General features: G+C 69.8%; 27 protein-coding genes. 9 read left to right on the forward strand and 18 right to left on the reverse strand.

Features of this window, described 5'->3' with window-relative positions; all coding sequences use genetic code 11:
• The first annotated feature begins 81 nt into the window (after positions 1-81).
• Positions 82-717, forward strand: a complete 636-nt coding sequence (locus CKY28_RS07770) for a TetR/AcrR family transcriptional regulator (protein ID WP_095997793.1) — start codon at positions 82-84, stop codon at positions 715-717.
• Between the two features lie 10 nt (positions 718-727).
• Here the strand turns inward: CKY28_RS07770 and CKY28_RS07775 are convergent, their stop codons facing one another.
• The 5 genes from CKY28_RS07775 to rpmF all read right to left on the reverse strand — a co-directional run bounded on the left by CKY28_RS07775 (position 728) and on the right by rpmF (position 3,799).
• Entirely contained in the window at positions 728-1,078 is a 351-nt protein-coding gene (locus tag CKY28_RS07775) for a MerR family transcriptional regulator (RefSeq protein WP_095997794.1), read from the reverse strand.
• Between the two features lie 135 nt (positions 1,079-1,213).
• Entirely contained in the window at positions 1,214-1,513 is a 300-nt protein-coding gene (locus CKY28_RS07780; RefSeq protein ID WP_095997795.1) for an integration host factor subunit alpha, read from the reverse strand.
• 80 nt (positions 1,514-1,593) lie between these two features.
• Positions 1,594-2,562, reverse strand: a complete 969-nt coding sequence (locus CKY28_RS07785) for a beta-ketoacyl-ACP synthase III (protein WP_095997796.1) — start codon at positions 2,560-2,562, stop codon at positions 1,594-1,596.
• Positions 2,559-3,593: a phosphate acyltransferase PlsX gene (gene plsX, locus CKY28_RS07790; protein ID WP_095997797.1), complete on the reverse strand. Its 1,035-nt coding sequence runs from the start codon at positions 3,591-3,593 to the stop codon at positions 2,559-2,561. The genes CKY28_RS07785 and plsX overlap by 4 nt, the downstream gene beginning before the upstream one ends.
• Before the next feature lie 26 nt (positions 3,594-3,619).
• Positions 3,620-3,799, reverse strand: coding sequence for a 50S ribosomal protein L32 (gene rpmF, locus CKY28_RS07795; protein ID WP_095997798.1), 180 nt, complete (start codon positions 3,797-3,799; stop codon positions 3,620-3,622).
• Between the two features lie 191 nt (positions 3,800-3,990).
• Between rpmF and CKY28_RS07800 the strand changes: the two genes are divergently transcribed.
• Positions 3,991-4,431, forward strand: a complete 441-nt coding sequence (locus CKY28_RS07800; protein WP_095998547.1) for an MAPEG family protein — start codon at positions 3,991-3,993, stop codon at positions 4,429-4,431.
• Positions 4,432-4,722: 291 nt separating this feature from the next.
• Here CKY28_RS07800 and CKY28_RS07805 read toward each other — a convergent pair whose 3' ends face one another.
• A complete protein-coding gene (locus tag CKY28_RS07805; protein WP_095998548.1) occupies positions 4,723-5,397 on the reverse strand; it encodes an MBL fold metallo-hydrolase in 675 nt (224 codons plus the stop codon).
• 79 nt (positions 5,398-5,476) lie between these two features.
• Here CKY28_RS07805 and pabB point away from each other — a divergent pair, with 79 nt between their 5' ends.
• The 4 genes from pabB (at position 5,477) to msrA (ending at position 9,382) form a co-directional block, all read left to right on the forward strand.
• Positions 5,477-7,231, forward strand: coding sequence for an aminodeoxychorismate synthase component I (gene pabB / locus CKY28_RS07810; protein ID WP_095997799.1), 1,755 nt, complete (start codon positions 5,477-5,479; stop codon positions 7,229-7,231).
• An 11-nt stretch (positions 7,232-7,242) separates the two neighbouring features.
• On the forward strand, positions 7,243-8,442 hold the full coding sequence (locus CKY28_RS07815) for a pyridoxal phosphate-dependent aminotransferase (protein WP_095997800.1): 1,200 nt from the start codon (positions 7,243-7,245) through the stop codon (positions 8,440-8,442).
• 140 nt (positions 8,443-8,582) lie between these two features.
• Positions 8,583-8,726: a hypothetical protein gene (locus CKY28_RS18630; RefSeq protein ID WP_176473009.1), complete on the forward strand. Its 144-nt coding sequence runs from the start codon at positions 8,583-8,585 to the stop codon at positions 8,724-8,726.
• Positions 8,723-9,382, forward strand: a complete 660-nt coding sequence (gene msrA, locus CKY28_RS07820) for a peptide-methionine (S)-S-oxide reductase MsrA (RefSeq protein ID WP_095997801.1) — start codon at positions 8,723-8,725, stop codon at positions 9,380-9,382. Before CKY28_RS18630 ends, msrA begins: the two co-directional genes overlap by 4 nt.
• Positions 9,383-9,533: 151 nt before the next feature.
• Here msrA and pdeM read toward each other — a convergent pair whose 3' ends face one another.
• The 4 genes from pdeM to CKY28_RS18215 all read right to left on the reverse strand — a co-directional run bounded on the left by pdeM (position 9,534) and on the right by CKY28_RS18215 (position 13,998).
• Entirely contained in the window at positions 9,534-10,196 is a 663-nt protein-coding gene (gene pdeM, locus CKY28_RS07825; protein WP_095997802.1) for a ligase-associated DNA damage response endonuclease PdeM, read from the reverse strand.
• An 81-nt stretch (positions 10,197-10,277) separates the two neighbouring features.
• The gene (locus CKY28_RS07830; protein ID WP_095997803.1) at positions 10,278-11,183 is read right to left on the reverse strand and encodes an aspartyl protease family protein; all 906 of its coding nucleotides are present in this window, start codon (positions 11,181-11,183) and stop codon (positions 10,278-10,280) included.
• 227 nt (positions 11,184-11,410) lie between these two features.
• Positions 11,411-13,798, reverse strand: coding sequence for a ligase-associated DNA damage response DEXH box helicase (locus CKY28_RS07835; protein ID WP_281253240.1), 2,388 nt, complete (start codon positions 13,796-13,798; stop codon positions 11,411-11,413).
• A 17-nt stretch (positions 13,799-13,815) separates the two neighbouring features.
• Positions 13,816-13,998 carry a hypothetical protein gene (locus CKY28_RS18215; RefSeq protein ID WP_141243879.1) on the reverse strand — a complete coding sequence of 61 codons (183 nt, stop codon included), beginning with the start codon at positions 13,996-13,998 and terminating at the stop codon, positions 13,816-13,818.
• A 103-nt stretch (positions 13,999-14,101) separates the two neighbouring features.
• Here CKY28_RS18215 and CKY28_RS07840 point away from each other — a divergent pair, with 103 nt between their 5' ends.
• The 3 genes from CKY28_RS07840 to CKY28_RS07850 all read left to right on the forward strand — a co-directional run bounded on the left by CKY28_RS07840 (position 14,102) and on the right by CKY28_RS07850 (position 17,411).
• Entirely contained in the window at positions 14,102-15,100 is a 999-nt protein-coding gene (locus tag CKY28_RS07840; RefSeq protein WP_095997804.1) for a ligase-associated DNA damage response exonuclease, read from the forward strand.
• A gap of 53 nt (positions 15,101-15,153) precedes the next feature.
• Positions 15,154-15,570, forward strand: coding sequence for a type II toxin-antitoxin system PemK/MazF family toxin (locus CKY28_RS19345; RefSeq protein WP_095997805.1), 417 nt, complete (start codon positions 15,154-15,156; stop codon positions 15,568-15,570).
• A gap of 215 nt (positions 15,571-15,785) precedes the next feature.
• The gene (locus CKY28_RS07850; RefSeq protein ID WP_095997806.1) at positions 15,786-17,411 is read left to right on the forward strand and encodes a S10 family peptidase; all 1,626 of its coding nucleotides are present in this window, start codon (positions 15,786-15,788) and stop codon (positions 17,409-17,411) included.
• On the opposite strand, the gene CKY28_RS07855 is transcribed toward CKY28_RS07850, so the two are convergent.
• The 8 genes from CKY28_RS07855 to CKY28_RS07890 form a co-directional block, all read right to left on the reverse strand.
• Positions 17,412-17,804: an STAS/SEC14 domain-containing protein gene (locus CKY28_RS07855; RefSeq protein WP_095997807.1), complete on the reverse strand. Its 393-nt coding sequence runs from the start codon at positions 17,802-17,804 to the stop codon at positions 17,412-17,414.
• A gap of 35 nt (positions 17,805-17,839) precedes the next feature.
• A complete protein-coding gene (locus tag CKY28_RS07860; RefSeq protein WP_141243880.1) occupies positions 17,840-18,232 on the reverse strand; it encodes a hypothetical protein in 393 nt (130 codons plus the stop codon).
• Positions 18,233-18,298: 66 nt separating this feature from the next.
• Positions 18,299-19,783 (reverse strand): RNA polymerase factor sigma-54, encoded by a 1,485-nt coding sequence (gene rpoN, locus CKY28_RS07865; RefSeq protein ID WP_095997809.1) that lies wholly within the window; start codon positions 19,781-19,783, stop codon positions 18,299-18,301.
• A gap of 122 nt (positions 19,784-19,905) precedes the next feature.
• Entirely contained in the window at positions 19,906-20,676 is a 771-nt protein-coding gene (gene lptB / locus CKY28_RS07870; RefSeq protein ID WP_095998550.1) for an LPS export ABC transporter ATP-binding protein, read from the reverse strand.
• Between the two features lie 113 nt (positions 20,677-20,789).
• Positions 20,790-21,311 (reverse strand): LptA/OstA family protein, encoded by a 522-nt coding sequence (locus tag CKY28_RS07875; protein WP_095998551.1) that lies wholly within the window; start codon positions 21,309-21,311, stop codon positions 20,790-20,792.
• A 17-nt stretch (positions 21,312-21,328) separates the two neighbouring features.
• Positions 21,329-21,955 (reverse strand): LPS export ABC transporter periplasmic protein LptC, encoded by a 627-nt coding sequence (lptC, locus tag CKY28_RS07880; protein WP_095997810.1) that lies wholly within the window; start codon positions 21,953-21,955, stop codon positions 21,329-21,331.
• A complete protein-coding gene (locus tag CKY28_RS07885) occupies positions 21,948-22,568 on the reverse strand; it encodes a ribonuclease D (RefSeq protein ID WP_095997811.1) in 621 nt (206 codons plus the stop codon). The genes lptC and CKY28_RS07885 overlap by 8 nt, the downstream gene beginning before the upstream one ends.
• A gap of 204 nt (positions 22,569-22,772) precedes the next feature.
• Positions 22,773-23,588, reverse strand: coding sequence for a TerC family protein (locus CKY28_RS07890; protein ID WP_095997812.1), 816 nt, complete (start codon positions 23,586-23,588; stop codon positions 22,773-22,775).
• Positions 23,589-23,776 lie beyond the last annotated feature (188 nt).

Here is a 23,776-nt window from a genome sequence, read left to right on the forward strand (position 1 = left end):
GTGTCGACCCGCTTGCCTGCGGTTTCGTCCTGATCTACTGAAAGGTGAACCAGGTTTCAACTCTGGTCAATAGGAGGGGCGATGGCGGAAACGATTGCGGCCGCCGCCGCGGGCGACACGGACGCCATTAAAGGTGATCGGGAACCGCGGACCGAGCGGGGCCGGCGCACGCGCCGCGCCATCCTGGACGCGGCCGCCGCCGAGTTCGGCGAGCGCGGCTTCCACGACGCATCGATCAGCGGGATCACGCGCCGCGCCGGCGTCGCGCTGGGCAGCTTCTATACCTACTTCGATTCGAAGGACGTGGTGTTCCGCGCGCTGGTGCGCGACCTGTCGGCGCAGGTGCGCGAGCATGTCGCCCCCGCCATCCGCGCCGCGCCCGACGGCATCGCCGCCGAGCGCGCGGGGCTCGAACGGTTCCTGCGGTTCGTGCGCGAGCACAAGGAGATCTACCGCATCATCGACGAGTCGGAGTTCGTCGACTCAGAGTCGTTCCGCCTCCACTACCAGTCGACGGCCGACCGGATCGCGCAACGCCTCGCCGCCGGCGTCGCCCGCGGCAACTTCCGCGCGGACGTGTCGGAGGTCCACGCCTGGGCGATCATGGGGATGAACGTGTTCTTGGGGCTCCGCTTCGGCGTGTGGAGCGAGGACCAGGACCCCGACGCGATCGCCGACGCGGTGGCGGAATTCCTGCGGCGCGGGCTGGCGCGCTGAGAGGGCGCCCTCAGTCGTCCGACAGCGCCGCCGCCAGTCGGTCGCGCACGATGCGTACCCGCGTCAGCAAGTCGGACGAGCTCTGCTGCGGCGCCGCCTCCTCGCCGCCGCCCTCGCGCGCCAGCAGCTGCTGCACGCCCCTGACGGTATAGCCTTCCCTGTTGAGCAACCGGTCGATGCGCTTGGCGAGCGCCACGTCCTCCGGCCGGTAATAGCGCCGGTTTCCCGCGCGCTGGAGCGGCTTCAGCTGCGGAAAGCGCGTCTCCCAGTAGCGCAGGACGTGCTGCGGCAGGCCGAGCTCGCGCGAGAGCTCGCCGATCGTGCGGAACGCGCCCGCCGCTTTTGCGGGCGGCTCGGTCATAATACGGCCTCAGCGACGCTGAGGCCGCGCGGCACCGGCCCGCTCCCCCACCCGGCCACCCATTCGGTGTATGATGTGGGTAGTCGGGTGGGGGAGCGGGCCGGCGCCGCATCCGGCGTGAGCCGGATCAAAACGTCAACTCGCGGCGGCAATGCGCTCGCGCATCATCTGGCTCGCGCGGAAGGTCAGCACGCGCCGCGGCGCGATCGGCACCTCGACGCCCGTCTTGGGATTGCGGCCGACGCGCTCGCCCTTGTCGCGCAGCACGAAGGTGCCGAAGCCGGAGATCTTGACGTTCTCGCCCTTGGACAGCGCCTCGCACATATGCGCCAGCACCTGCTCGACGATCTTGGCCGAGTCGGCGCGCGACAGGCCGATCTCCTTGTGCAGCGCCTCGGCGAGGTCGGCGCGGGTCAACGTCCCTGCTGGTTCCACAGATTATTCCCTTCCCCTGTCGGGCCGGAGCCTACACGCGAAAGCGGGCGATCGGAAGGGCTTGGGCGTCAGTTCAGGTATCAGAACCGAACAACCGCCGCGCCCCAGGTGAAGCCGCCGCCCATCGCCTCCAGCACGACGAGGTGCCCCGGCTTGATCCGCCCGTCGCGCACCGCCTCGTCCAGCGCCAGCGGCACGGAGGCTGCCGACGTGTTGGCGTGCCGGTCGACGGTGACGACGACCTTCTCGGGCGCCAGCCCCAGCTTCTTGGCGGTGGCGTCCAGGATCCGCGCGTTCGCCTGGTGCGGCACGACCCAGTCGACCGCGTTGGGCGCGAGGCCCGCGAGCGTCAGCGACTCGGTCATGACGGCGGAGAGGTTGGTCACCGCGTGGCGGAACACCTCGCGCCCCTTCATCCGGAGCTTGCCCACCGTGCCCGTGGTCGAAGGCCCGCCGTCGACGTAGAGCAGCTCGTTGTAGCGCCCGTCGGCGTGGAGCTTCGCCGCCAGCACGCCGCGGTCGCCCGCTTCGGCCGGCTCGCGCGCTTCCATCACCATCGCGCCCGCACCGTCGCCGAACAGCACGCAGGTGGCGCGGTCCTCCCAGTCGAGGATGCGGCTGAACGTCTCCGCGCCGATCACCAGCGCGCGCGCGTGCGTGCCCGAACGCAGCATCGAGTCGGCGACCTGCACCGCGTAAAGAAAGCCCGAGCACACCGCCGCCACGTCGAACGCGACGCAGTCGAGGATGCCGAGCTCCGCCTGCACGATCGTCGCGGTGGCGGGAAAAGTCTGGTCGGGCGTCGCGGTGGCGAGCACGATCAGGTCGATGTCGGACGGCTCGAGCCCCGCCGCCTCGAGCGCGCGGCGCGACGCGTCCACCGCCAGCGAGGAGGTGGTCTCGCCGTCGCCTGCGATGTGGCGGAAGCGGATGCCGGTGCGCTCGACGATCCACTCGTCCGACGTCTCCACCGTCTCCGCCAGCTCGGCGTTCGACACGCGGCGCTTGGGGAGCGCGGAACCTGTGCCGGTGATGACCGAGCGCATCATGCGGCGGCCGCCTTCTCGAAACGGCCGAGATCCTCGGCGATGCGGCGTGTCAGGTCGTGGCGCACCATCTTGACCGCGTTGCCGATCGCCGTCGCCACGCCCAGCTCGTTCGCGCCGCCGTGGCTCTTCACGACGATGCCGTTTAGGCCGAGGAAGACCGCACCGTTGTGCTTGTTGGGGTCGAGATGGTCTCGCAGCAGCTCGGTCGCCGGCCTGGAGATCAGGAAGCCGATCTTGGAGCGCACCGAACTGCGGAACGCGCGCTTCAGCAGGTCGGCGACGAAGCGCGCCGTCCCCTCGGCGGTCTTGAGCGCGATATTGCCCGAGAACCCGTCGCACACGATCACGTCGACATCGCCGCGGCTCAAGCGGTCGCCCTCGATGAAGCCGTCGAAGCGCAAGGGCAGGCGCTTGCCCTGCTTCAGCAGCTGCGACGCGTCGCGGATCGTGTCGGTGCCCTTCTGATCCTCGGAACCGATGTTGAGCAGCGCCACGCGCGGCGTCTCCAGGTCGAGCACGGTGCGCGCGAAGGCGGCGCCCATGACCGCGAACTGGACGAGGTTCTGCGCGTCCACCTCGGCGTTCGCGCCGAGGTCGAGCATGATCACGTCGTTGTCGCCCAGCGTCGGCAGCGGCGCCGCGAGCGCGGGACGGTCGATGCCCGGCATGGTGCGCAGCGCGACCTTCGCCATCGCCATCATCGCGCCCGTATTGCCCGACGACACGGCGGCGGCGGCGCGGCCCTGCTTGACCAGATCAATGGCGATGCCCAGCGACGTCTTTTTGGCGCGGCGGATCGCGGCCGAGGGCTTCTCGTCGCCCTTCACCGTTTCGGGCGCGTGGACGATCTCCGACGCGCCGCGCAGGCCGGGATGCGCGTCCAGCCCCTTGGCGATCGCGTCCTCGTCGCCGACCAGCAGGAAGCGCGTGCCCTCGGCGGCGCGGCGCGCGCGGGCGACGCCGGCCAGCATCACGCGTAACCCGTCGTCGCCGCCCATCGCGTCGACGGCGATCGGACCGCTGTCGGGCATTCCTGGCTTACCTCTCGACCGAGCGTTTAACCCTCGACCGAAACGATCTCGCGGCCATTATAGTGCCCGCAGGCGGTGCAGAGATTGTGCGGGCGCTTCAGCTCGCCGCAGTTCGGGCACTCCTGGAACGACTCCACGGAGAGCGCGTCGTGCGCGCGGCGCATGCCGCGGCGGGAAGGAGAGGTTTTTCGCTTGGGGACGGCCATTTCGGCACCTTGTTAGTTCAATGAAAAGGCTCGCGCCCGGGCACGGGGCCACGGGGGCTCCGCTGCCGGGCGCGTCGCGAGAGCCGAGGCGCTATAGCGATTTACGCCGCTGTTGCAAGCGCGTCGCCCCGCTCGCGGGATACGGTTCGCCTGGCGGACCGTTGTTCCGCGAGCAACAGGAGGAGCCCGCGATGTACACCACGACCCTTCCGATCACGCTGGTGCTGGCCGGGGCGCTCACGCTGATCAACATCTGGCTCTCGTTCCGCGTCGGCGCGGCGCGCCGGGCGCACGGGATCAGCGTGGGCGACGGCGGCAACGATCAGGTGCTCCGCCGCATGCGCGCGCACGCCAACTTCGCCGAGAACGTGCCCTTGGTGCTCATCCTGGTCGGCCTGATCGAGTTCGCGGCCAGCCCGTCGGTGTACCTCTGGGTCATGGCGGCGCTGTTCGTGGTCGCGCGCATCGCGCACGGGATCGGCATGGACGGCTGGGCGCCCGGACGCCCGATCGGCGCGGGGCTGACCGCGGTGCTCCAGCTCCTGCTCGCGCTCTGGGCCATCTCCATCCCCGCCACTGGCGCCTACTCGCCCGCGGTGCAGGACGTCGATCCGGTCAGGCGCGAACGCTGAACGCTGCTGTATTACGGGCTGTCCTACAAGCCGGAGGCGACCTACGCTCCCGAGTCGCTCTTTCACATCGTGAGCTTGTCGAACCTCGCATCATCCCGGCGTGGGCCGGGCCGATGAGCACGGGAGGCGTCCAGACGTGTCAACTTCACAAACGCTTGTTGATTAACGACTTAGCCCCACGCGGGCCCGCTTTCGTGGCTGAAATTCGGTCAAGTGCGTGTTTCGGCGTCAAAGTCGTCAAACTTCGCCCAAAATCGTAAGCTGGAACAGATACTTAACCGTTGAAAGCGCTCACGCCGCCAGCGCGCGGTCGCTCACGAACATATTATGCTGGCGCTCGTGACCGAAGGTGCTGGCGGGCCCGTGGCCGGGGATGAACGCCGTGTCGTTCCCCAAGGGCCAGAGCTTGTCCACGATCGAGCGGATCAGCTGCTGGTGGTCGCCCTGCGGCAGGTCGGTGCGCCCTACCGAGCCCTGGAACAGCACGTCGCCCACCAGCGCGAACTTGGACGGCGGGTGGTGGAAGATGACGTGCCCCGCCGTATGGCCGGGCGTCTCGTACACGTCGAGCCGCAAGTCGCCGACCTCGACCACGTCGCCCTCGTTCAGCCAGCGGTCGGGTTCGAACGGCTGGGCGGGGATGTTCCAGCTGCGCCCGTCCTCGTCCAGCCGCGCGAGCCAGAAGCGGTCCGCCTCGTTCGAGCCCTCGATCGGCACGCCCAACTGGTCGCGAAGCTCCTTGGCGCCGCCGGCATGATCGATATGGCCGTGGGTGAGCAGGATGCGCTCCACGACGACGCCCGCCTGGTCGATCGCGCGGCGGATGCGGGGCAGGTCGCCGCCCGGATCGACCACGGCCGCGCGCATGGTGGCGGTGCACCAGATGAGCGTGCAGTTCTGCTGGATCGGCGTCACGGGGATGATCGCCGCGCGTAGCGGGGGACGGGGCGGGGGATTGCTGGCCATGCGCCGCGAGATAGGCCCGCGCCCGCGCCCCGGCAATCTGCGCTTGGCGCGGGCGTCGAGCTCCGGCATCTGATGGGGAATGCGGCCCCAAGCGCCCTTCGTGCTGCTCGACGACGCCCGACCGGGCGGGGCGCCCGCGCGCCTTTACCGCGATCCGGTGCGGGTCGTGGAGGCGCGCGAGCCGGCCGAGGTCCGCCCGGCGCTCGACACGTTGCGCGCTGCGCGGGCGCAGGGCCTGCACGCGGCGGGGTTCCTCGCCTATGAGGCGGGCGCGGCGTTCGAGCCCGCGGCCCCGGCGGGCGCGCCCGACGGCCCGCTCCTCTGGTTCGGGCTGTTCGAGCGCTGGGAGGAGGGGCCGTCCGCGATGCCCGATCCGGCGGGCGCGTGGATCGGCGCGCTCGCGCCCTGCGTCGACCACGCCACCTACGCCGAGGCGTTCGCGCAGGTCGCCGAGCTCATCCGCGCCGGCGACCTCTATCAGGCAAACCTCAGCTTCCGCGCCCGCGCCCCGGTCCAGGGCGACCCGCTCGCGCTCTACGCCGCGCTCCGCGCCCGCGCGGGCGCGGGGTGGGGCGCTGTGGTCGCGACCGGTGACGCGACCTACCTGTCCTTCTCGCCCGAGCTGTTCTTTCGGCTGGAGGGCGGCCGCCTCACCTGCCGCCCGATGAAGGGCACTGCGCGCCGCGTAGCCGCGCCCGCCCAGGACCGCGCCGCGGCGCAGGCGCTGGCGGCCGACCCCAAGCAGCGCGCCGAGAACCTGATGATCGTCGACTTGATGCGCAACGACCTGTCGCGCGTCGCCGTCGCGGGTTCGGTCGCGGTGCCCGAGCTGTTCACCGTCGAGAGCTATCCCACCGTCCACCAGATGGTCTCCGCCGTCACCGCCGAGCTGGCGCCCGACCGCGACGCGCTGGACGTGATCGCCGCCGCTTTTCCCTGCGGTTCGATCACCGGGGCGCCCAAGGTCGGGGCGATGCAGGTGCTGGCGAAGGTGGAGCGCGGGCCGCCGCGCGGCCTCTATACGGGTTCGATCGGGCATCTCGACGCGGGCGGCGACGCGCAGTTCAACGTCGCCATCCGCACGCTGACGATCCGCGACGGCGAGGCGGTGTTGGGCCTGGGCTCGGGCCTCGTCGCCGACAGCGATGTGGACGAGGAATGGGACGAGTGCCTCGCCAAGGCGGCGTTCCTCCAGGCGGGCGAGCGCCGCTTCGACCTGATCGAGACGATGGCGTTCGACCCCGAAGAGGGGATCGTCCTGCTCGACCACCACATGGCGCGGCTCAAGGCGAGCGCGGTGGCGTTCGGGTTCAAGCTCGACCGCCACGCCGCCCGCAACGAGCTCCAGGCCGCGACCTTCCGCCTGCGCAGTCCCGCGCGTGTCCGGCTGCTGCTGAGCCGCAACGGCGCGGTGGCGACCGAGACGGGGCCGATGCCGCCCGCGCCGCCCGGACCCGCTGAGGTGGCGATCGTGCCGCTGCCCGTATCCCCGCGCGACTTCCGCCTGCGCCACAAGACGACCGACCGCGCCTTCTACGACCGCGCCCGCCGCGACGCGGGCACGTGGGAGGTGCTGTTCGAGGACGGGGAAGGCCGCCTCACCGAAGGCAGCTTCACCTCGCTGTTCGTGCCGCGCGACGGCCGGCTCGTCACGCCGCCGCTGGCGCGCGGCCTGCTGCCGGGCGTGCTCCGGGCGTCGCTCCTCGCCGACGGTCGGGCGGAGGAGGGGGAGCTCACCCGCGCCGATCTCGCCGACGGCTTCCTGCTCGGCAATGCATTGCGCGGCTTGATCCCTGCACGGCTTGCAGTTGCCAGGGTCGAAGCCGCGGGTTAGCCCTCCGCGCCATGCGCACCTCCGCCGCCCTCGACCGCATCAGCCCGTCCCCGACGCTCGGCGTCTCCGCGCGCGTCGCCGAGCTGAAGCGCGCGGGCGTCGACGTGATCGGTCTGGGCGCGGGCGAGCCCGATTTCGACACGCCCGACTTCGTTAAGGAAGCCGCGATCAAGGCCATCCGCGACGGCAAGACCAAGTATACCGACGTCGACGGCACGCCCGAGCTGAAGCAGGCGGTGATCGACAAGTTCCGGCGCGACAACGGCCTGACCTACGGCCGCGACCAGGTGACGGTGAACGTCGGCGGCAAGCACACGCTGTTCAACGCGATCGTCGCCACCGTCGAGCCGGGCGACGAGGTGCTGATTCCCGCGCCTTACTGGGTGAGCTACCCGGACGTGGTGCAGTTCGCGGGCGGAACCCCCGTCCCGGTGCCCGCGGGGCCGGAGCAGGGCTACAAGCTGACGCCGGAAGCGCTCGACGCGGCGATCACGCCCCGGACCAAGTGGGTCATCATCAACTCGCCCTCCAACCCGACGGGCGCGGCCTACACCGCCGACGAGCTGCGCGGGCTCGCTCAAGTGCTCGCGCGGCACGAGCATGTCTGGGTGTTCGCCGACGACATGTACGAGCACGTCGTCTATGACGGCTTCGAGTTCGCCACCGTCGCCCAGGCCTGCCCGAACCTGTACGAGCGCACGCTGACGGTGAACGGCTGCTCCAAGGCCTACGCCATGACCGGTTGGCGCATCGGTTTCGCCGGCGGCGCGTCCTGGCTGATCAAGGCGATCGCCAAGCTCCAGTCACAGTCGACCTCCAATCCCTGCTCGGTCGCGCAGGCGGCCGCCGTCGCCGCGCTGACGGGCGACCAGTCCTTCCTCCAGGAGCGCAACCGCGCGTTCCAGGCGCGGCGCGACCTGGTGCTGGGCACGCTCCGCGAGATCGAGGGCATGACCTGCCCCAAGCCGGAAGGCGCGTTCTACGTCTATCCGAGCTTCGCGCCCCTAATCGGGCGGCGCACGCCCAAGGGCCAGGTGATCGATTCGGACGAGGCGTTCGTCACCTATCTACTCGACGAGGCGCGCGTGGCCGCTGTGCAGGGCGCAGCGTTCGGCCTGTCGCCTGCGATGCGCATCAGCTACGCGACGTCCGACGACCTGCTGCGCGAGGCCTGCGCGCGCATCCAGGAGGCGTGCGCGGCGCTGGTCTGAAGCTGGCGGGCGCATGAACGGGCCGCCCAGGCTCGGTTAACTTCTGGAAACATATTGTTGCGATAGTCGCCCTTGTGGTCGGACCGCTCCGGCCCGACTTGGGTGTCTATCGTCGTAGAACCGAACACAGGACGTGTGTCATGCGTAGCTTCAAGAACAGTTTCGCCCAGCAGTTCGTCGGCGGCTTCGTGCTCGGCGCGGTCGGCCTGCTCGCCTTTCAGCCCGCCGAGGCGACGCGCAACATCGCCGAGCGTTTCGCGGTGAGCGTGCCCGCGCAGCGATGACCTTCCGCGCGCTCGGGGTGGCCGTCGGGTCCGCCGCGCTCGCCTGGGCGCTGATGGCGACCGGCGCGGCCGCCGAGCGCGCGGTGCCGATCCCGGCGCCCCGGATCGACGTTCCCCGTACGCCGGGTCTGCAGACCGCGGTGTTCGCGGGCGGCTGCTTCTGGGGCGTGGAGGCCGTGTTCGAACAGGTGCGCGGCGTACGCTCTGTGGTGAGCGGCTATGCCGGCGGCACGCGCGGGACCGCGACCTACACGCAGGTCTCCTCCGAGCGCACGCGCCACGCCGAGGCGGTGCGCATCGTCTACGACCCGGCCCAGGTGAGCTACGGCCAGCTGCTCCGCGTCTTCTTCTCGGTCGCGCACGACCCGACGCAGCTCAATCGTCAGGGTCCGGATCACGGGCCGAGCTATCGTTCGGCCATCTTCCCGCAAACGTCGCAGCAGCGGCTCGTGGCGCAGCGCTACATCGCGCAACTGGGCGCCGCCCGCGCCTATCCGCGCCCGATCGTCACCCGGATCGAGACCGGCGCGTTCTTCCCCGCCGAGGCGGAGCATCAGGACTTCGCGCGGCGCAACCCGAACCATGGTTACATCGTGCGCTGGGACAAACCGAAGGTCGCGGCGTTCCGCGCTGGGTTTCCGACGCTGGCTCGCTGACCAGTCCGTCTTCTACACCGTCACCCCGGCCTTGAGCCGGGGTCCACGCGCGGCCCACCTGTTCGCAAAGGTGTTGTCGAACAAGCGGACGCGCATAGATGCCGGATCAAGTCCGGCATGACGAGGGAGTGGGTGGGGGCGGCGGGGACGCCTATGCAGCCAACGGGAACCTGAGCATCCGGTCCTCGACCGGCACCAGCGCCTCCGCGCCGCCGCCGACCGCGCGGCGGATCGCCGGGGCGCCCGCGTCGAGGCCGCCCGTGAGCGATCCGAAGGCGGGGAGCACCAGCTTACGTTCCGTGCGGACGAAGCAGCGCCGCGCCACCTGACGCCCGCGCACGCGGACGCGGAGCTTGGGGTGGAAGTGGCCGGAAAGTTCGCAGACGCCCTCGCGCGGGTCGGCTTCGTGCCGCAGCACCAGGCCGTCGACCAGCGCCTCGTCCATCACCTCGCCGCCGCAGCGGTCGAGGATGGCGGGGTCGTGGTTGCCGGTGATCCATACCCAGCGCACGGCGGCGGTCAGCGCGCGCAGGCGGTCCTGCGCTTGCGCGGCCAAGCGGTCGCAGCCGCCGACGTCGTGGAAGCTGTCGCCCAGGCACCAGACCTCTCGCGCGCCGGTCTGGGCGACCAACGCCTCCAGCTCGGCGAGTGTGGCGAGCGAATCATAAGGCGGCAGCAGCTGCCCGCGCATCGCGAACCAGCTGGCTTTCTCGAAATGGAGGTCGGCGACGAGCAGCGCGGCGCGGGCCGGCCAGTGGACCGCACCCGACGCATGCGCCCGAAGCGCGTGTCCGCCGAACGAAAAGGGAACCATATCGCCACGCCCCTACGCCCGGCGACTCGCCCGAATCAAGCGCGGGATCAGCGGCTTATGCCCCCGACGCGTCGCTTCGGCTCAAACCCGGCGGACGTTCTTCGGCATGGTGAGCCGGAGCTCGCGGTTGGCGAAGTCGATATGGACCTGCCGGAACATGCGCAGCGCGTCCATGCCGAGCAGCAGCGCGGGCTTGTCCTTCAGGCCCCAGACCTCGAACGGCGCGGCGGCGGAGAAGGCGACGGGCAGGTTCTCGAACTCGACCGTGCCGATCTTCACGCGAGGAATCTGAGTATAGCCGGCAACGAGCTTGTCCCCGATGACGCTGACCAGCTCGATGTCCTGTTCGGGCGCCTTGGACCGGGAGATGAGGCGGCGCAGCGCCTCGTTGCCCATGCTGACCTCGGTGCCGGTGTCGACGATCACGCGGATCCGCTTGTTGCCGTAGGTGGCGTCGGTGACGACGAGCTGGCCGAACAGGCTCTTCGCGACGACGACCACCTCGTCGCGCGACACGCGGGCGCGGCCTTTGCGCTTCTTGGACGGGGAGACCTTCATCACGCCTTGGTCGAAATCGATCGCGACCGCGTGGTCCTGGAGCGTGTCGATGCCGAGGATGCCGGGCGCGCCCATATGCGCGCGCTCCAGCGTGGGAGCCTCGATGCGTTCGCCGCCGAAGCTTGAGACCTGGAGCGAGGGGACGAGCACCGTGTCGACCTGCGCGCGGCCCGTCATCGCGGTCAGCCCGACGCGGCGGCCGCGCGGCAGGTTGAGCTCGGCGGCGAGCTGGCGCGAGATCATCGTGCGCTGCGCGCCCGTGTCGATGATGAAGCGGTACGGCCCCGCGCCGGCGACGGAGACGGGCACGGTCATGCGCGTCTTTTCGGTTTCGAACGCCAGCTCGGTCTCGGGCTCGGTGAGCGGGGCGACGTCCTGGGCGAGTACGGGGCCGGCGAGAAGAGCTAGAGGGATCAGGGCCTTGCGCATGGCCCGCAAGCTGCGCCCGATCCGGGCCTTTTGCAAGCGCCAGCTTGTCGGAATGGAGATAGGGCTTCGATCAAGAGCCAACCGTCACCCCGGACTTGTTCCGGGGTCCATCGTCGTGCGCGCGATACCGTGGAAGGTGCGCACCACCGTTCGGTCCGTCCTCGCGGGCGGTTCGCCCGGACAGCGATGGACCCCGGAACAAGTCCGGGGTGACGGGAAGGGGCGGGTTAGTCCACCGCCATGGCTTCCGCAGCGAGCGCCTCCGCCTCGATGAGCAGCGCGTCCTCGCCCTGCATGGTGGCGATGCGCTCGCGGCCGATCAGCACGAGCACGGGCACGGCGAGCGGGGACACGCGGGGCAGGTCGACATGGACGATCCGTTGCTGCGCGTGGTCGAGCAGGCGCGCCAGGCGGCCGACGTCGGTCATGCGCGCGCGGGCGTCGTCCCAGGCGGCCTGAAGCAGGAGGTGCGTGGGCTCGTATTTGCGGAGCACGTCGTAGATGAGATCGGTCGAGAAGGTGACCTGGCGACCCGTCTTGCGCTTGCCGGGATGCTGGCGCTCGACGAGCCCGCCGATGACGGCGACCTCGCGGAAGGCGCGCTTCAAGAGCGCCGAGCCTTCAACCCATTCGACGAACTCGTGCTCGAGGATGTCGGGCGAGAACAGGCTGGCGGGATCGGTGATCGGTTCGAGGCCGTAGGCGGCGAGCGCATAGTCGTTCGACACGAAGCCGGTGGGTTTCAGCCCCTGCGCCTCCATGCGACGCGTGATGAGGAAGCCCAGCGACTGGTGCGCGTTCCAGCCTTCGAAGCTGTAGACGACCATGTGGTGACGGCCGTCGCGCGGGAAGGTCTCGACGAGGATTTGGCCGGGCCTGGGCAGGATCGAGCGTCGGGCCTGGATCTCCAGCCATTCGCGCACGTCGTCGGGAAAGCGCCGCCACTGCTCGGGCTGCGCCAAGAAGCCGCGCACGCGGTCGGCGAGGCTGGTCGAGAGCGGCATGCGGCTGCCGCCATAGGTGGGGATGCGCGCGGGGCGGGCGGTCGCGCGGACGAGCAGGTCCTCGGTGTCCATGCGCTCGACCTCGAGGCTGAGGCCGGCGAAGAAGAAGGTGTCGCCGGGCGCGAGCGTGGCGGCGAACGCCTCTTCCACCTTGCCGAGGTGGCGGCCGTTCTTGAAGCGGACGTTAAGCATCGTCGCTTCGACGATAATGCCGGCGTTCAAGCGATGCTGCTGGACGAAGCGGGGGTGGCTGACGCGCCAGCTGCCGTCGGGGTCTTGGGTCAGGCGCTTGTAGCGGTCGTAGGCGCGGAGCGAGTAGCCGCCGTCGCGGATGAAGCCGAGCACGCGGTCGAACGTGTCGTCGGGCAGGGCGGAATAGGGCGTGGCCGAGCGGACCTCGCCCAGCATCTCGTCCTGCTGGAAAGGGCGGGCACAGGCGCAGGCCATGACGTGCTGCGCGAGCACGTCCAAGGTGCCGGGGCGGAACAGGTCGGGGTCGAGCTCGCCCGCTTCCACCGCGTCGAGCGCGGCCTGCGCCTCCAGATATTCGAAGCGGTTGCCGGGTACGATCAGCGCCTCGGACGGCTCGTCGAGGCGGTGGTTGGCGCGGCCGATACGCTGGAGGAGGCGCGACGAGCCTTTCGGCGCGCCCATCTGGATGACGCAGTCGACATCGCCCCAGTCGACGCCGAGGTCGAGCGACGCGGTGGCGACGAGCGCGCGAAGCTTGCCGTCGGCCATGGCGGATTCGACCTTGCGCCGCGCCTCGACGGAGAGGCTGCCATGGTGGACGCCGATCGGCAGGCCCTTGGTGTTGGCCTTCCACAGATCCTGAAAGATGAGCTCGGCCAGCGCGCGGGTGTTGCAGAAGATGATGGTGGTGCGCCGCCGTTCGATCTCGCGCATCACCTGGTCGGCGGCGTAGCGGCCCGAATGGCCGGACCAGGGGATGCGGTCCTGGGGCAGGAGGATGTCGATGTTCGGGTCGGCGCCGGGCTCGCCGCGCACCAGGCTGACGGCGTCGATGTCGCCGTCGGGCGCGAGCCAGGCGCGGTAGCCGTCGGGATCGGCGACCGTCGCGGAGAGCGCGACGCGGCGTAGGCTCGGCGCGATCCGCTGGAGGCGCGCCATGCAGAGCGAGAGCAGGTCGCCGCGCTTGCCGGCCGCAAAGGCGTGGACCTCGTCGACGACGATCGTGCGTAGGCTGGCGAACATGGCGAGGCTGTCGGGATAGCTCAGCAGCAGCGACAGCGATTCGGGCGTGGTGAGCAGGATCTGAGGCGGGCGGGCGCGCTGGCGCTGGCGGCGGTCGGAGGGCGTGTCGCCGGTGCGCGTCTCCGCGCGGATGTCGAGGCCCATGTCGTCGATGGGCGCGAGCAGATTGCGCTGGATGTCGACCGCGAGCGCCTTCAGCGGCGAGACATAGAGCGTGTGCAGCCCCTCGGCGGGCTCCTCGATCAGCTCGGCGAGCGTGGGCAAGAAGCCGGAGAGCGTTTTGCCCGCGCCGGTCGCGGCGACGAGCAGCGCGTGGTTACCGGCCCGCGCCTGCGTCAGCATGTCGAACTGGTGCCGCCGGGGCCGCCAGCCCTTGGCGGCGAACCAGCGCTCCAGCGGCTCGGGGAGCGCGGTCAGCCCTCCCTGCGGTCTACGGGATCGCCGTCGTAGAGCGCCCGCGTCGCGGCCTCCGTCCGTTCGTACTCGCGCTTCGACTGTTTGTTGTGCCGCAGCGCCCAGAAGATCGCCAGACCCAGGAGCAGCGGACCGAGCACCACCACCACGCCCCACAAGCCGCTTCCCAACAACCCGTCCATCGTCACGCTCCATCCATTCCTTGACTCGTCAACGTGCGCGGCCCTGCAACGATCCCGAAACCTGGCCCGAAACCCGGATCATCGCCCGAGCGTAATGACCGGTATGGCAAGACTGGGACAGTGGCTCGAACCCCATCCGCATGGGCTGTACGTCAAACCGGCCGACGCCTGGATCGACCCCTCGACGCCGCAGGCCCGCGCGCTGGTGACGCACGGCCACGCCGACCACGCGCGCGGCGGGCACGAGACGGTGTGGGCGACACCCGAGACGCTGGCGATCATGGAATGCCGCTACGGGCCGCAAGCGGGCAAGCCGGTCCAGTACGGCGAGTCGGTGAAGCTCGGCGAGGTGGAGGTCGGCTTCGTGCCCGCCGGTCACGTGCTGGGCTCGGCGCAGATCGTGCTCTCCCATGCGGGCGAGACGGTGGTGGTGTCGGGCGACTACAAGCGCCGGCCCGACCCGACCTGCGAGCCGTTCCAGCCAGTGGCGTGCGACGTGTTCGTGACGGAGGCGACGTTCGGCCTGCCCGTGTTCCGCCACCCCGACACGGGTGACGAGATGGACAAGCTGCTCGAGCGGCTGCACGCCAATCCCGACCGCTGCGTACTGGTCGGCGCCTACGCGCTCGGCAAAGCGCAGCGGGTGATCGCGGAACTGAGGCTCAGGGGCCACGCCGCGCCCATCTACATCCACGGCGCGCTGCAGCGCTTGTGCGACCTGTACCGCGAGCACGGCGTCGAGCTGGGCGAGCTCCGCCCCGCGACCGACACGCCCAAGGCGGAGATGGCGGGGCACGTCGTCATGTGTCCGCCGTCCGCGCTCAACGACCGCTGGACGCGGCGGCTGCCCGACCCGATCAGCGCGATGGCGTCGGGCTGGATGCGCGTGCGCCAGCGGGCCAGGCAGAAGAATGTCGAGCTGCCGATCATCCTGTCCGACCATGCCGACTGGGACGAGCTCACCGACACGCTGATCGAGGTCTCCCCTAAGGAGGTGTGGGTCACGCACGGCCGCGAGGACGCGCTGGTCCACTGGTGCATGACGCGGCAGATCCGGGCCAAGGCGCTGCACCTGGTCGGGCTGGACGACGAGGACGATTAGGACGGACGCTTGCGGTCCCGCAACTTGCCCTTATCACGGCGGCAAGGATCGCGATGCCGCTTCAGTACTCAGTCAAACCGAAAACCATCTTGTTGTGCGACTACAGCATGGGCGGTTTCAAACCGCCCGAAATGGTGAAGCGTCGTCCGGCGGTCGTTCTGGTCGGCGATCTTCCTGGGCGCGGTCGGTTGCACACGGTAGTGCCGCTTAGCGGGACGGAGTCGGACCCACGCTATAGATATCACTGCCGAATCGAGCTGGCGCAGCCCTTACCCGAGCCGTTTGCGGAACGGGTTTGGTGGGTGAAAGCCGATATGACTACTACTGTCGGCCTTGACCGTCTAGACTTGTTCAGGACCGACCGCGATCAGTATGGTAAACGTAAGTACCTGACAAATTTGCGAGTCTCGGACGAGCAGTTTGATCTGATCAGGCAAACGGTGCGCTGTGCATTTGGGCTTGACAAATAGGAATCTGCCTACCACGTATTGAGCGCTTGCTCGGGGAGCAATCTCGCGAGCCTCAAGACCTCTTCGGAGGCGGCCGTACCTTCGGCGATCACAAGCTTGGTGCGGTGTCGATGAGGCCCTCGTTCGAAAGAACGGGGGCTTTTTCGTGTCGACGTGATCGACGGCGGGATGCGCCGACGCTAGCGTGCGGGATGCCGCTTCACGCTCGAGGTTCGATGCGCCCGTTTCTTCATTTCGCCGCCCTTCTGCTTCTCGCCGCGCCTGCCCTCTCGCAGGAGGCGAAAGACAAAGGCCAGTCCAACGCCGACCGGCAAAAGGCGGCGGTGGAGGCGGGGTATGCGACCGCGCCGGTGGAGGAGCAGGAGGTGCGCTCCAGGGGATCGGTCGCGGTGGACGGGCGGCGGCTGCCCTACACGGCGACCGCGGGCACGCTGACGATCCGCGACGTGGAGGGGAAGCCGACCGCGTCGATGTTCTACACCAGCTATACGTTGGACGGGCAGCGGGCGGGGTCGTCGGAGCGGCCGGTGACGTTCTTCTTCAACGGCGGGCCGGGCTCGCCCACCATGTGGCTGCACATGGGGTCGTTCGGGCCGGTGCGCATCCAGACGGGCAACCCGGAGTTCGTGCGGCCCGCGCCCTATCCGGTGGCGGTGAACCCGTACACGCTGCTCGACAAGTCGGACTTGGTGTTCCTGGACGCGATCGGCGCAGGCTATTCGCGGCCGCTGGGCGACACCAAGGCGTCCGCCTTTTACGGGGTCGACGAGGACGTGGACGCGTTCGCGCGGGCGATCACGCGCTGGGTGACCAAGAACGCGCGCTGGAACAGCCCGAAGTTCCTGTTCGGCGAGAGCTACGGCACGCTGCGCGGCGGCGCACTGGCATATCAGCTGCAGAACCGGGGCATGGCGTTGAACGGCGTGGTGCTGTTCTCGTCGATCATGAACTACGGCTATCGCCAGCCGGGGCTCGACCAGATCCACGTCAACTACCTGCCGAGCTACGCCGCGACCGCCTGGTACCACAACCGGCTGCCCAATCGCCCGGCGACGGTGGACGAGGCGGTGGCGCAGGCGCGCGCCTTTGCGGTCGGCCCCTACGCGGCCGCGCTGGGCAAGGGGCAGCTGATCGGCGAGGCGGAGCGCGACCAGGTCGCGACGCGCATGGCGGAGCTGACCGGCCTGTCGGCGGACTTCATCAAGCGCGCCAACCTGCGCGTCGACCTGCCGCGGTTCCAGAAGGAGCTGCTCAGGGGCACGCGCCAGGTCGTGGGCCGGCTCGACTCGCGATACGTCGGCTATGACGCGGACGCGGCGGGCGAGCGGCCGGACACCGACGTGTCGTCGGAGGCGATCTCCGGCGCGTTCATCGCCGCGCAGAACGACCACATCTCGCGCACGCTCGGCTACAAGACGGAGCTGCTCTACCGTCCCAGCGCGCGCGACGCGCCGGGGTTCGAGTGGAATTGGAAGCACCGGCCGTTGGGGCAAAGCCAAGGCCAGCAGAACAACCCGAACACCGCGATCGACCTGGCGGCGGCGATGCGGGGCAACCCATATCTGAAGGTGCTGTCGATGAACGGCTGGTACGACATGGCGACCCCGTTCTTCGGCGCGGAGAACGACCTCAACCACATGATGCTGGAGCCGGCGCAGGCGCGGAACCTCCGCTTCACCTACTATCCGGCGGGGCACATGATGTACCTGAACCCCGAGGCGCTGGCGCAGATGAAGCGCGACCTGTCCGCCTGGTACGACGAGGCGGTCGACGCGGCCCGCAGCGCGATGCCGCCGCAAGCGCCGAGCGTAGCGGAGGCGGGGGCGACGCCGCCGAACTGATCAGGCCGCGGCGCGGGTGGCCGGGCCGGGTTCGAGCGCCCAGGCTTCGGCCTCCTCCAAGCTGCCGAAGAAGCGCGCGTCGCGGTTGCCGGCGGCGCGCTGGGCCTGGAGGCGGGCGAGCGAGGAGGGGGTGACGATCGCCAGGCGGCGCGAGCGGTAGGCGGGGTCGGCGAGGACGGATTGGAAGCGCGTGACCAGGTCCTGCGCCTGGATGGCGAGGCCGCGGATGTCGGCGACGGTGGCGTGCTCGTTGGGGCCGCAGCGCAACTGGCGGTGCGCCTCGTTCCGCGCGCGCAGGAAGTCGGCGGTTAACTCGGTGGTGAGGAAGCCCGACAAGGTGATGCGCACCAGGTCGCGCGCGGGGTCGGCGGTGACGGAGAAGCTGGCGTCCATGCGGATCTGCTTACCGGGACAGGGTTGTGAAAGGCCTAAGCGGCGCGGCTGACCGGGCCGGCGGCGAGCACCCAGGCTTCCGCTTCCGCCGGCTCCGCGAAGACGCGGGCGTCGCGGCGTGCGGCGAGCGCGCGATTGAGCTGGCTGCGCGCGAGCGTGCAGGCGGCGATGCAGGCGAGGCGGCGCGCGTGGAAGCGCGGATCGGCGAGCAGCGCGGCGAACTGCGCCACCGCCCCCTGGCTCTGGATCGCCAGCTCGCGCACGTCGACCAGCGTCAGATGCTCGTTGGGGCCGCAGCGCAGCTCGGCATAGGCCCGGCGGAACTCGGGCATGAACGCCCCGAGATCGTCGGGCGAGAAGAAGCCGCCCACGCGGATGCGGACGAGGTCGCGGGCCGGGTCGACCCCGATGTCGAAGCTGGCGTTCATGCGGGCGGGCATAGCCGCGGCGGCGCTACGACTTCGCTAACGGTCTTCTATACTAGATCAGCCCGCTCACGCGCCGACGAGCGCGCGGGCGCGGCGGCGCTGGACCGAGCTGCCGATGCCCATGGCTTCCCGGTACTTGGCGACGGTGCGGCGGGCGATGTCGAAGCCCTTGGCCTGGAGAAGTTCGACGAGCGTGTCGTCGGACAGGATCTTGTCGCCCTCTTGCCCGATCAGCTGACGGATCGCCTGCTTCACCGCCTCGGCCGAGACCGCCTCGCCGCCGTCCGCCGACGCGATGCCGCTGGTGAAGAAATATTTGAGCTCGAACGTGCCGCGGGCGCAGGAGAGGTACTTGTTCGAGGTGACGCGGCTGACGGTCGATTCGTGCATGCCGATCGCCTCGGCGACGCGGGCGAGGGTGAGCGGGCGCAGATGCTGGACGCCGCGGAGGAAGAACGCCTCCTGCTGCTTCACGATCTCCGCGGCGACCTTGATGATGGTGCGCTGGCGCTGGTCGAGCGCCTTGACCAGCCAGTTGGCGCCGGCGAGCTGGTCGGTGAGCCACTGCTTGGACGCCTTGGTCTGCGGGCCCGAGCAGAGCTCGGTGTAGTAGCCGCGGTTGACGAGGACGCGGGGCAGCGTGGCGTTGTTGAGCTCGACCGCCCAGCCGGTCTTCGTGCGGGCGATGAACAGGTCGGGGACAACCGCGGGCGCGGGCTCGCCGCCGTAGCGGCAGCCGGGCTTGGGATCGTAGCCGCGAAGTTCGCGGATCATGTCCGCCATGTCCTCGTCGTCGACTTGGCAGAGGCGCTTGAGGCGCGTGAGGTCGCCGCGGGCGAGGAGGTCGAGATTGTCGATCAGCCGCGCCATGCACGGGTCGTAGCGGTCGGCCTCCTTGGCCTGGAGCGCGAGGCACTCCGCCAGGTCGCGCGCGCCGACGCCCGTGGGGTCGAGCGACTGGACGACGCGCAGCACCTCTTGCACGCGCACGATGGGCACGCCCAGCCGGTCGGCGATCTCGCGCGTGGTGACGGTCAAGTAGCCCGTCTCGTCGATCTGGTCGATCAGGTGCTGCGCGATGAGGAGGTCGACGCCGGAGACGAGCGGGCCGATCTGGGCCAGCAGGTGGTCGTGGAGGCTGACGCTGGTGTCGGCGAATGCGTCGAGGTCGGGGCCGTCCTCCGAGCCGCCCGGGCCGGCGCCCGCCATGCCGAGGCCGCCGTCAAGGCCGAAGCCGCCGTCGGCGACCGAGTCCTGCTGGTGGGACTCGGTGGCGTAGTCGAGGTCGAGCGACGGCTCGGCGGCGGTGTCGCCCGACAGGATCGCGTCGGCGCTAGGCCGCTCCTCGGCGATGAGCACGGGTTCGGCGTCGGGCGCGTCGGACGGCTCGGCGGTGCCCGTCTCGAGCAGCGGGTTGCGCTCGATCTCCTCGGCGATGAACACCTCGATCTCGAGGTTGGAGAGCGCCAGCAGCTTGATCGCCTGCTGGAGCTGCGGCGTCATCACCAGCGACTGCGTCTGGCGCAGGTCGAGGCGGGGGGCGAGGGACACGCTGACTTACCTCGTCATCCCAGCGAAAGCTGGGATCGTTTGCCGAGAGCGCACCCGGCCCGAACCACGCGACCCCAGCTTTCGCTGGGGTGACGAGCAAAGGGCGGGAGCACGGAGGGCGCTCACAACTCGAAGCTCTCGCCGAGATAGAGGCGGCGGACGTTGGCGTCGGCGACGAGATCCTGCGGGGACCCGGTGAACAGCACGCGGCCGTCGTAGATGATGTAGGCGCGGTCGACGATGTCCAGCGTCTCGCGGACGTTGTGGTCGGTGATGAGCACGCCGATGCCGCGCTTCTTGAGCTGGCAGACGAGGTCGCGGATGTCGGCGATGGAGATAGGGTCGATGCCCGCGAACGGCTCGTCGAGGAGGATGATCGACGGGTCGGCGGCGAGCGCGCGGGCGATCTCGGCGCGGCGGCGCTCGCCGCCCGACAGCGCCATGGCGGGGCTGGCGCGCAGGCGCGTGAGCCCGAACTCGTCGAGCAGGCGGTCGAGCCGTTCCTGGCGCGCGGCGCGGTTCGGCTCGGCCAGTTCGAGGACGGAGAGGATGTTCTTCTCGACGGAGAGGCCGCGGAAGATCGACGTCTCCTGCGGCAGGTAGCCGAGGCCCAGGACCGCGCGGCGGTACATGGGCAGGCCGGTGATGTCCTGGCCGTTCAGCATGATGCGGCCCGAGTCCGGCTTCACCAGCCCCATGACCGAGTAGAAGCAGGTCGTCTTGCCCGCCCCGTTGGGGCCGAGCAGGCCGACCACCTCGCCCAGGCCCACCGATACGGACACGTCGGTCAGGACCACGCGCTTGTCGTAGGACTTGGCGATCGAGACGACCTCGAGCCCGTCCGCGATCTGGGCGGGACGGCCGAGCTGGGCGGTGGAGGTCAGGGCGTCCATAGGCACTCGCTTTTCGGGAAAGACGGTAAACAGGTCGTTACCGTCGTTCCCCTTGGCACGATTCATGCCTCAAGCGCGCGGCCGGGGAAAGACGATCCGCGACGAGCGGTGCGTTATTGCTGGCGCTTGGGGACCGAGAAGGTGCCCGTGACGCGCCCGCCTTGCTGCCGGACGCCGCCCGCGGCGCTCGATCCGCCCACCGCCGAACCGTCGATCACCGCGCGGCCCGTGTCGAGGTTGATCGTGAGCCGCCCGCCATTGACGGTGTTCGACCCTTGGGTGAGCGTCACGTCGCCGACCATGGTGATGAGCCGACGATTGAGGTCGTAGACGGCGTAGTTCCCGCGCGCGGTCTGCTCGGGGCGGCGCACCAGCACGCCGCCGGCCGCGTCGAGGCGCGACACCTGAGGCGAGCCGTCGAGCACCTGGCCCGTATAGGCGACGGTGAGGCGCTCGGCGGTGAGCGTCATGTCCGCCTGTTGCACGCGCACGTCGCCCGACAGCACGGCGCGGTTGGCGCGGTCCTGCAGCTCGATCGCGCCCGCGGCGAAGTTGATCGGCGCGTCCGAATTGTGGCGCTGCGCGCCCGCGGCCGAGGCGAGAAGGAGCGGCACGAGCAGGACGAGGCGGCGCATGCGGTCCATGTCGTCCTTTACGGGTCGATCCGCAAGCGGGCGTTGCCTTGGAGGCGCACGGTGCGGCTCTCCAGGTCGGCGCGCATCGTATCGGCGGAGAAGGTCCCCTGCGACGTGGCGCCCGTGACGCGGCCGGTGCTCGTCAGTCGGCGGGTGCGCAGGTCCGCGACGGCGTCCGTCGTGTCGAGGCGGTAGCCGTCGGCGGCGCGGACGCGGACGGGGCCGTCGACGCGGACCTGCTCCGTATCCATGCGGTAGACGCCCTGGTCGGCGGCGATGGTGGCGGGTCCCTCCGACAGCTGCAGGCGCGCGGCGAGATCCTCCATGCGCACCACCGGCTCGGCGGACGAGCGCTGCACGGCGGAGCCGGCGTCGATGACGAAGGGACGGCCGCGCGCGTCCTGGCCGCGGTAGCGCGCCGCCTGGATGCGCAGCCGCTCGCGCGCGACCTCCACCTCGTTCTTGTCGAGCACGAACGACACGTCGCCCGCCGAGGTCAGCGGGGCCATGACGAGAAAGGCGGCGAGCACGCCCACCGCCATGGGCAGGCCGACGCGGAGCAGGCCGATCAGCTTGTCATGCGCGCTGCCCGGCGCCGCCATGCGCTGGCGCGCGGTGCGGGCGGCGACGGCCTGTTCAGACATGGGCGAAAATGTCGACCTCAGGCCAGCCCGCCAGGTCGAGCTCGGCGCGGTGGGGGAGAAAATCGAAGCAGGCCTGGGCGAGCGCGGTGCGGCCCTCGCGCTCCAGGCGGCGGTCGAGCTCGACCTTGAGGCGGTGGAGGTAGCGGACGTCGGATGCGGCGTATTCGCGCTGCGCGTCGGAGAGCTCGGGGGCGCCCCAGTCGCTCGACTGCTGCTGCTTGGAGAGCTCGACGCCCAGGAGCTCGCGCACCAGCTCCTTCAGCCCGTGGCGGTCGGTGTAGGTGCGGACCAGCCTCGACGCGGTCTTGGTGCAGTAGACGGGGCCGGCGACCACGCCGAGATAATGGCGGACCGCCGCGAGGTCGAAGCGCGCGAAATGGTAGAGCTTGAGCCGGTCGGGGTCGGCGAGGACGGCGCGGAGATTGGGCGCGGTGTAGGAGGAGCCAGGCGCGAAGCGGACGAGGTGCTCGTCCTCGCCGCCGTCCGACAGCTGCACCACGCACAGCCGGTCGCGCGGGGTGAGGAGGCCCATCGTCTCCGTGTCCACCGCAATGGCGGCGCCGGGGGGGAACAGGTCGGCAGGGATGTCTTCTTCGTGCAGGTGGACGGTCATCGGGAGGGCAGTAGGGCGGATCGAGCGCTGATTAAACCCTCCCTTTTGGATCCCCGCCTCCGTCACCCCGGACTTGTTCCGGGGTCCATGGTTCGACACGCGCCACGTCTTGGGAAGTGGAGCGGCGGCCGGTACACTCGTCGAACGGATCGTCCGTACGATGATGAACCCCGGAACAAGTCCGGGGTGACGGAGGTGGAAGAGTTAGGCGCTGGCCGCCGCCCGCGCTTTCGCCCGCGCGCGCCGGCGGCTCGCGACGATGTTGAGCGTCTCCACCAAGGCGGAGAAGGCCATGGCGGCGTAGATATAGCCCTTGGGCACGTGCACCCCGAAGCCGTCGGCGATCAGCACCAGGCCGATCATCAGGAGGAACGACAGCGCCAGCATCACCACCGAGGGGTTCTTGTTGACGAAGTTCGCCAGCGGATCGGCCGCGACGAGCATCGCGCCCACCGCGATCAGCACGGCCGCGACCATGATCGGCAGGTCGTCCGTCATGCCCACCGCGGTCAGGATCGAGTCGAGCGAGAAGACCATGTCCAAGAGGATGATCTGGAAGATCGCCGAACCGACGCCGAGCGCGGCCTTGCCCGCGACCCCCGGCACGCCGTTGGGGTCGTCGCCGTCATGGCTGTCGCCCTCGACATTGTGGTGGATCTCGCGCGTCGCCTTCCACACCAGGAACAGCCCACCCGCGATCAGGATGAGGTCTCGCGCGGAGAAGGCGGTCTCGAAGGTCGCCCCGCCATGCTCGTTGGGCCCGCCGGTGATGCCGAGATCGAACACGGTCGCGGTCAGCCCGACGAGCCAGGCGATCATGGACAGGAGCAGGAGCCTCAGGCCCAGCGCCATGAAGATGCCGATGCGGCGCACCCGGCTGCGGTGCTCCTCCGGCAGTTTGTTGGTGAGGATGGAGATGAACAGGAGGTTGTCGATGCCGAGCACCACCTCCATGACCACCAGCGTGACCAGCGCCGCCCAAGCGGCGGGGCTCTGGATTAGCTCGAATATCCCTTCCATTGATCCTGATTGTGCTCCCTGGGCCACATTTCCGACACGTCCGGTCGGAATCACAACTTGCCGGGCACGATTTTGTTCGCGCGGGCTTGACGAATGGGCTATGCATGGGCCGAGTGCGCAAAAGTATCTGCTGAGTGCTCGACCCATGCGTTCGTCGTCCGACGCCGGGGATCGGTCAGGTTTGAGGG

Origin of the sequence: Sphingomonas lenta (genome assembly GCF_002288825.1) — a bacterium.
Classification (GTDB): Bacteria; Pseudomonadota; Alphaproteobacteria; order Sphingomonadales; family Sphingomonadaceae; genus Sphingomonas; species Sphingomonas lenta.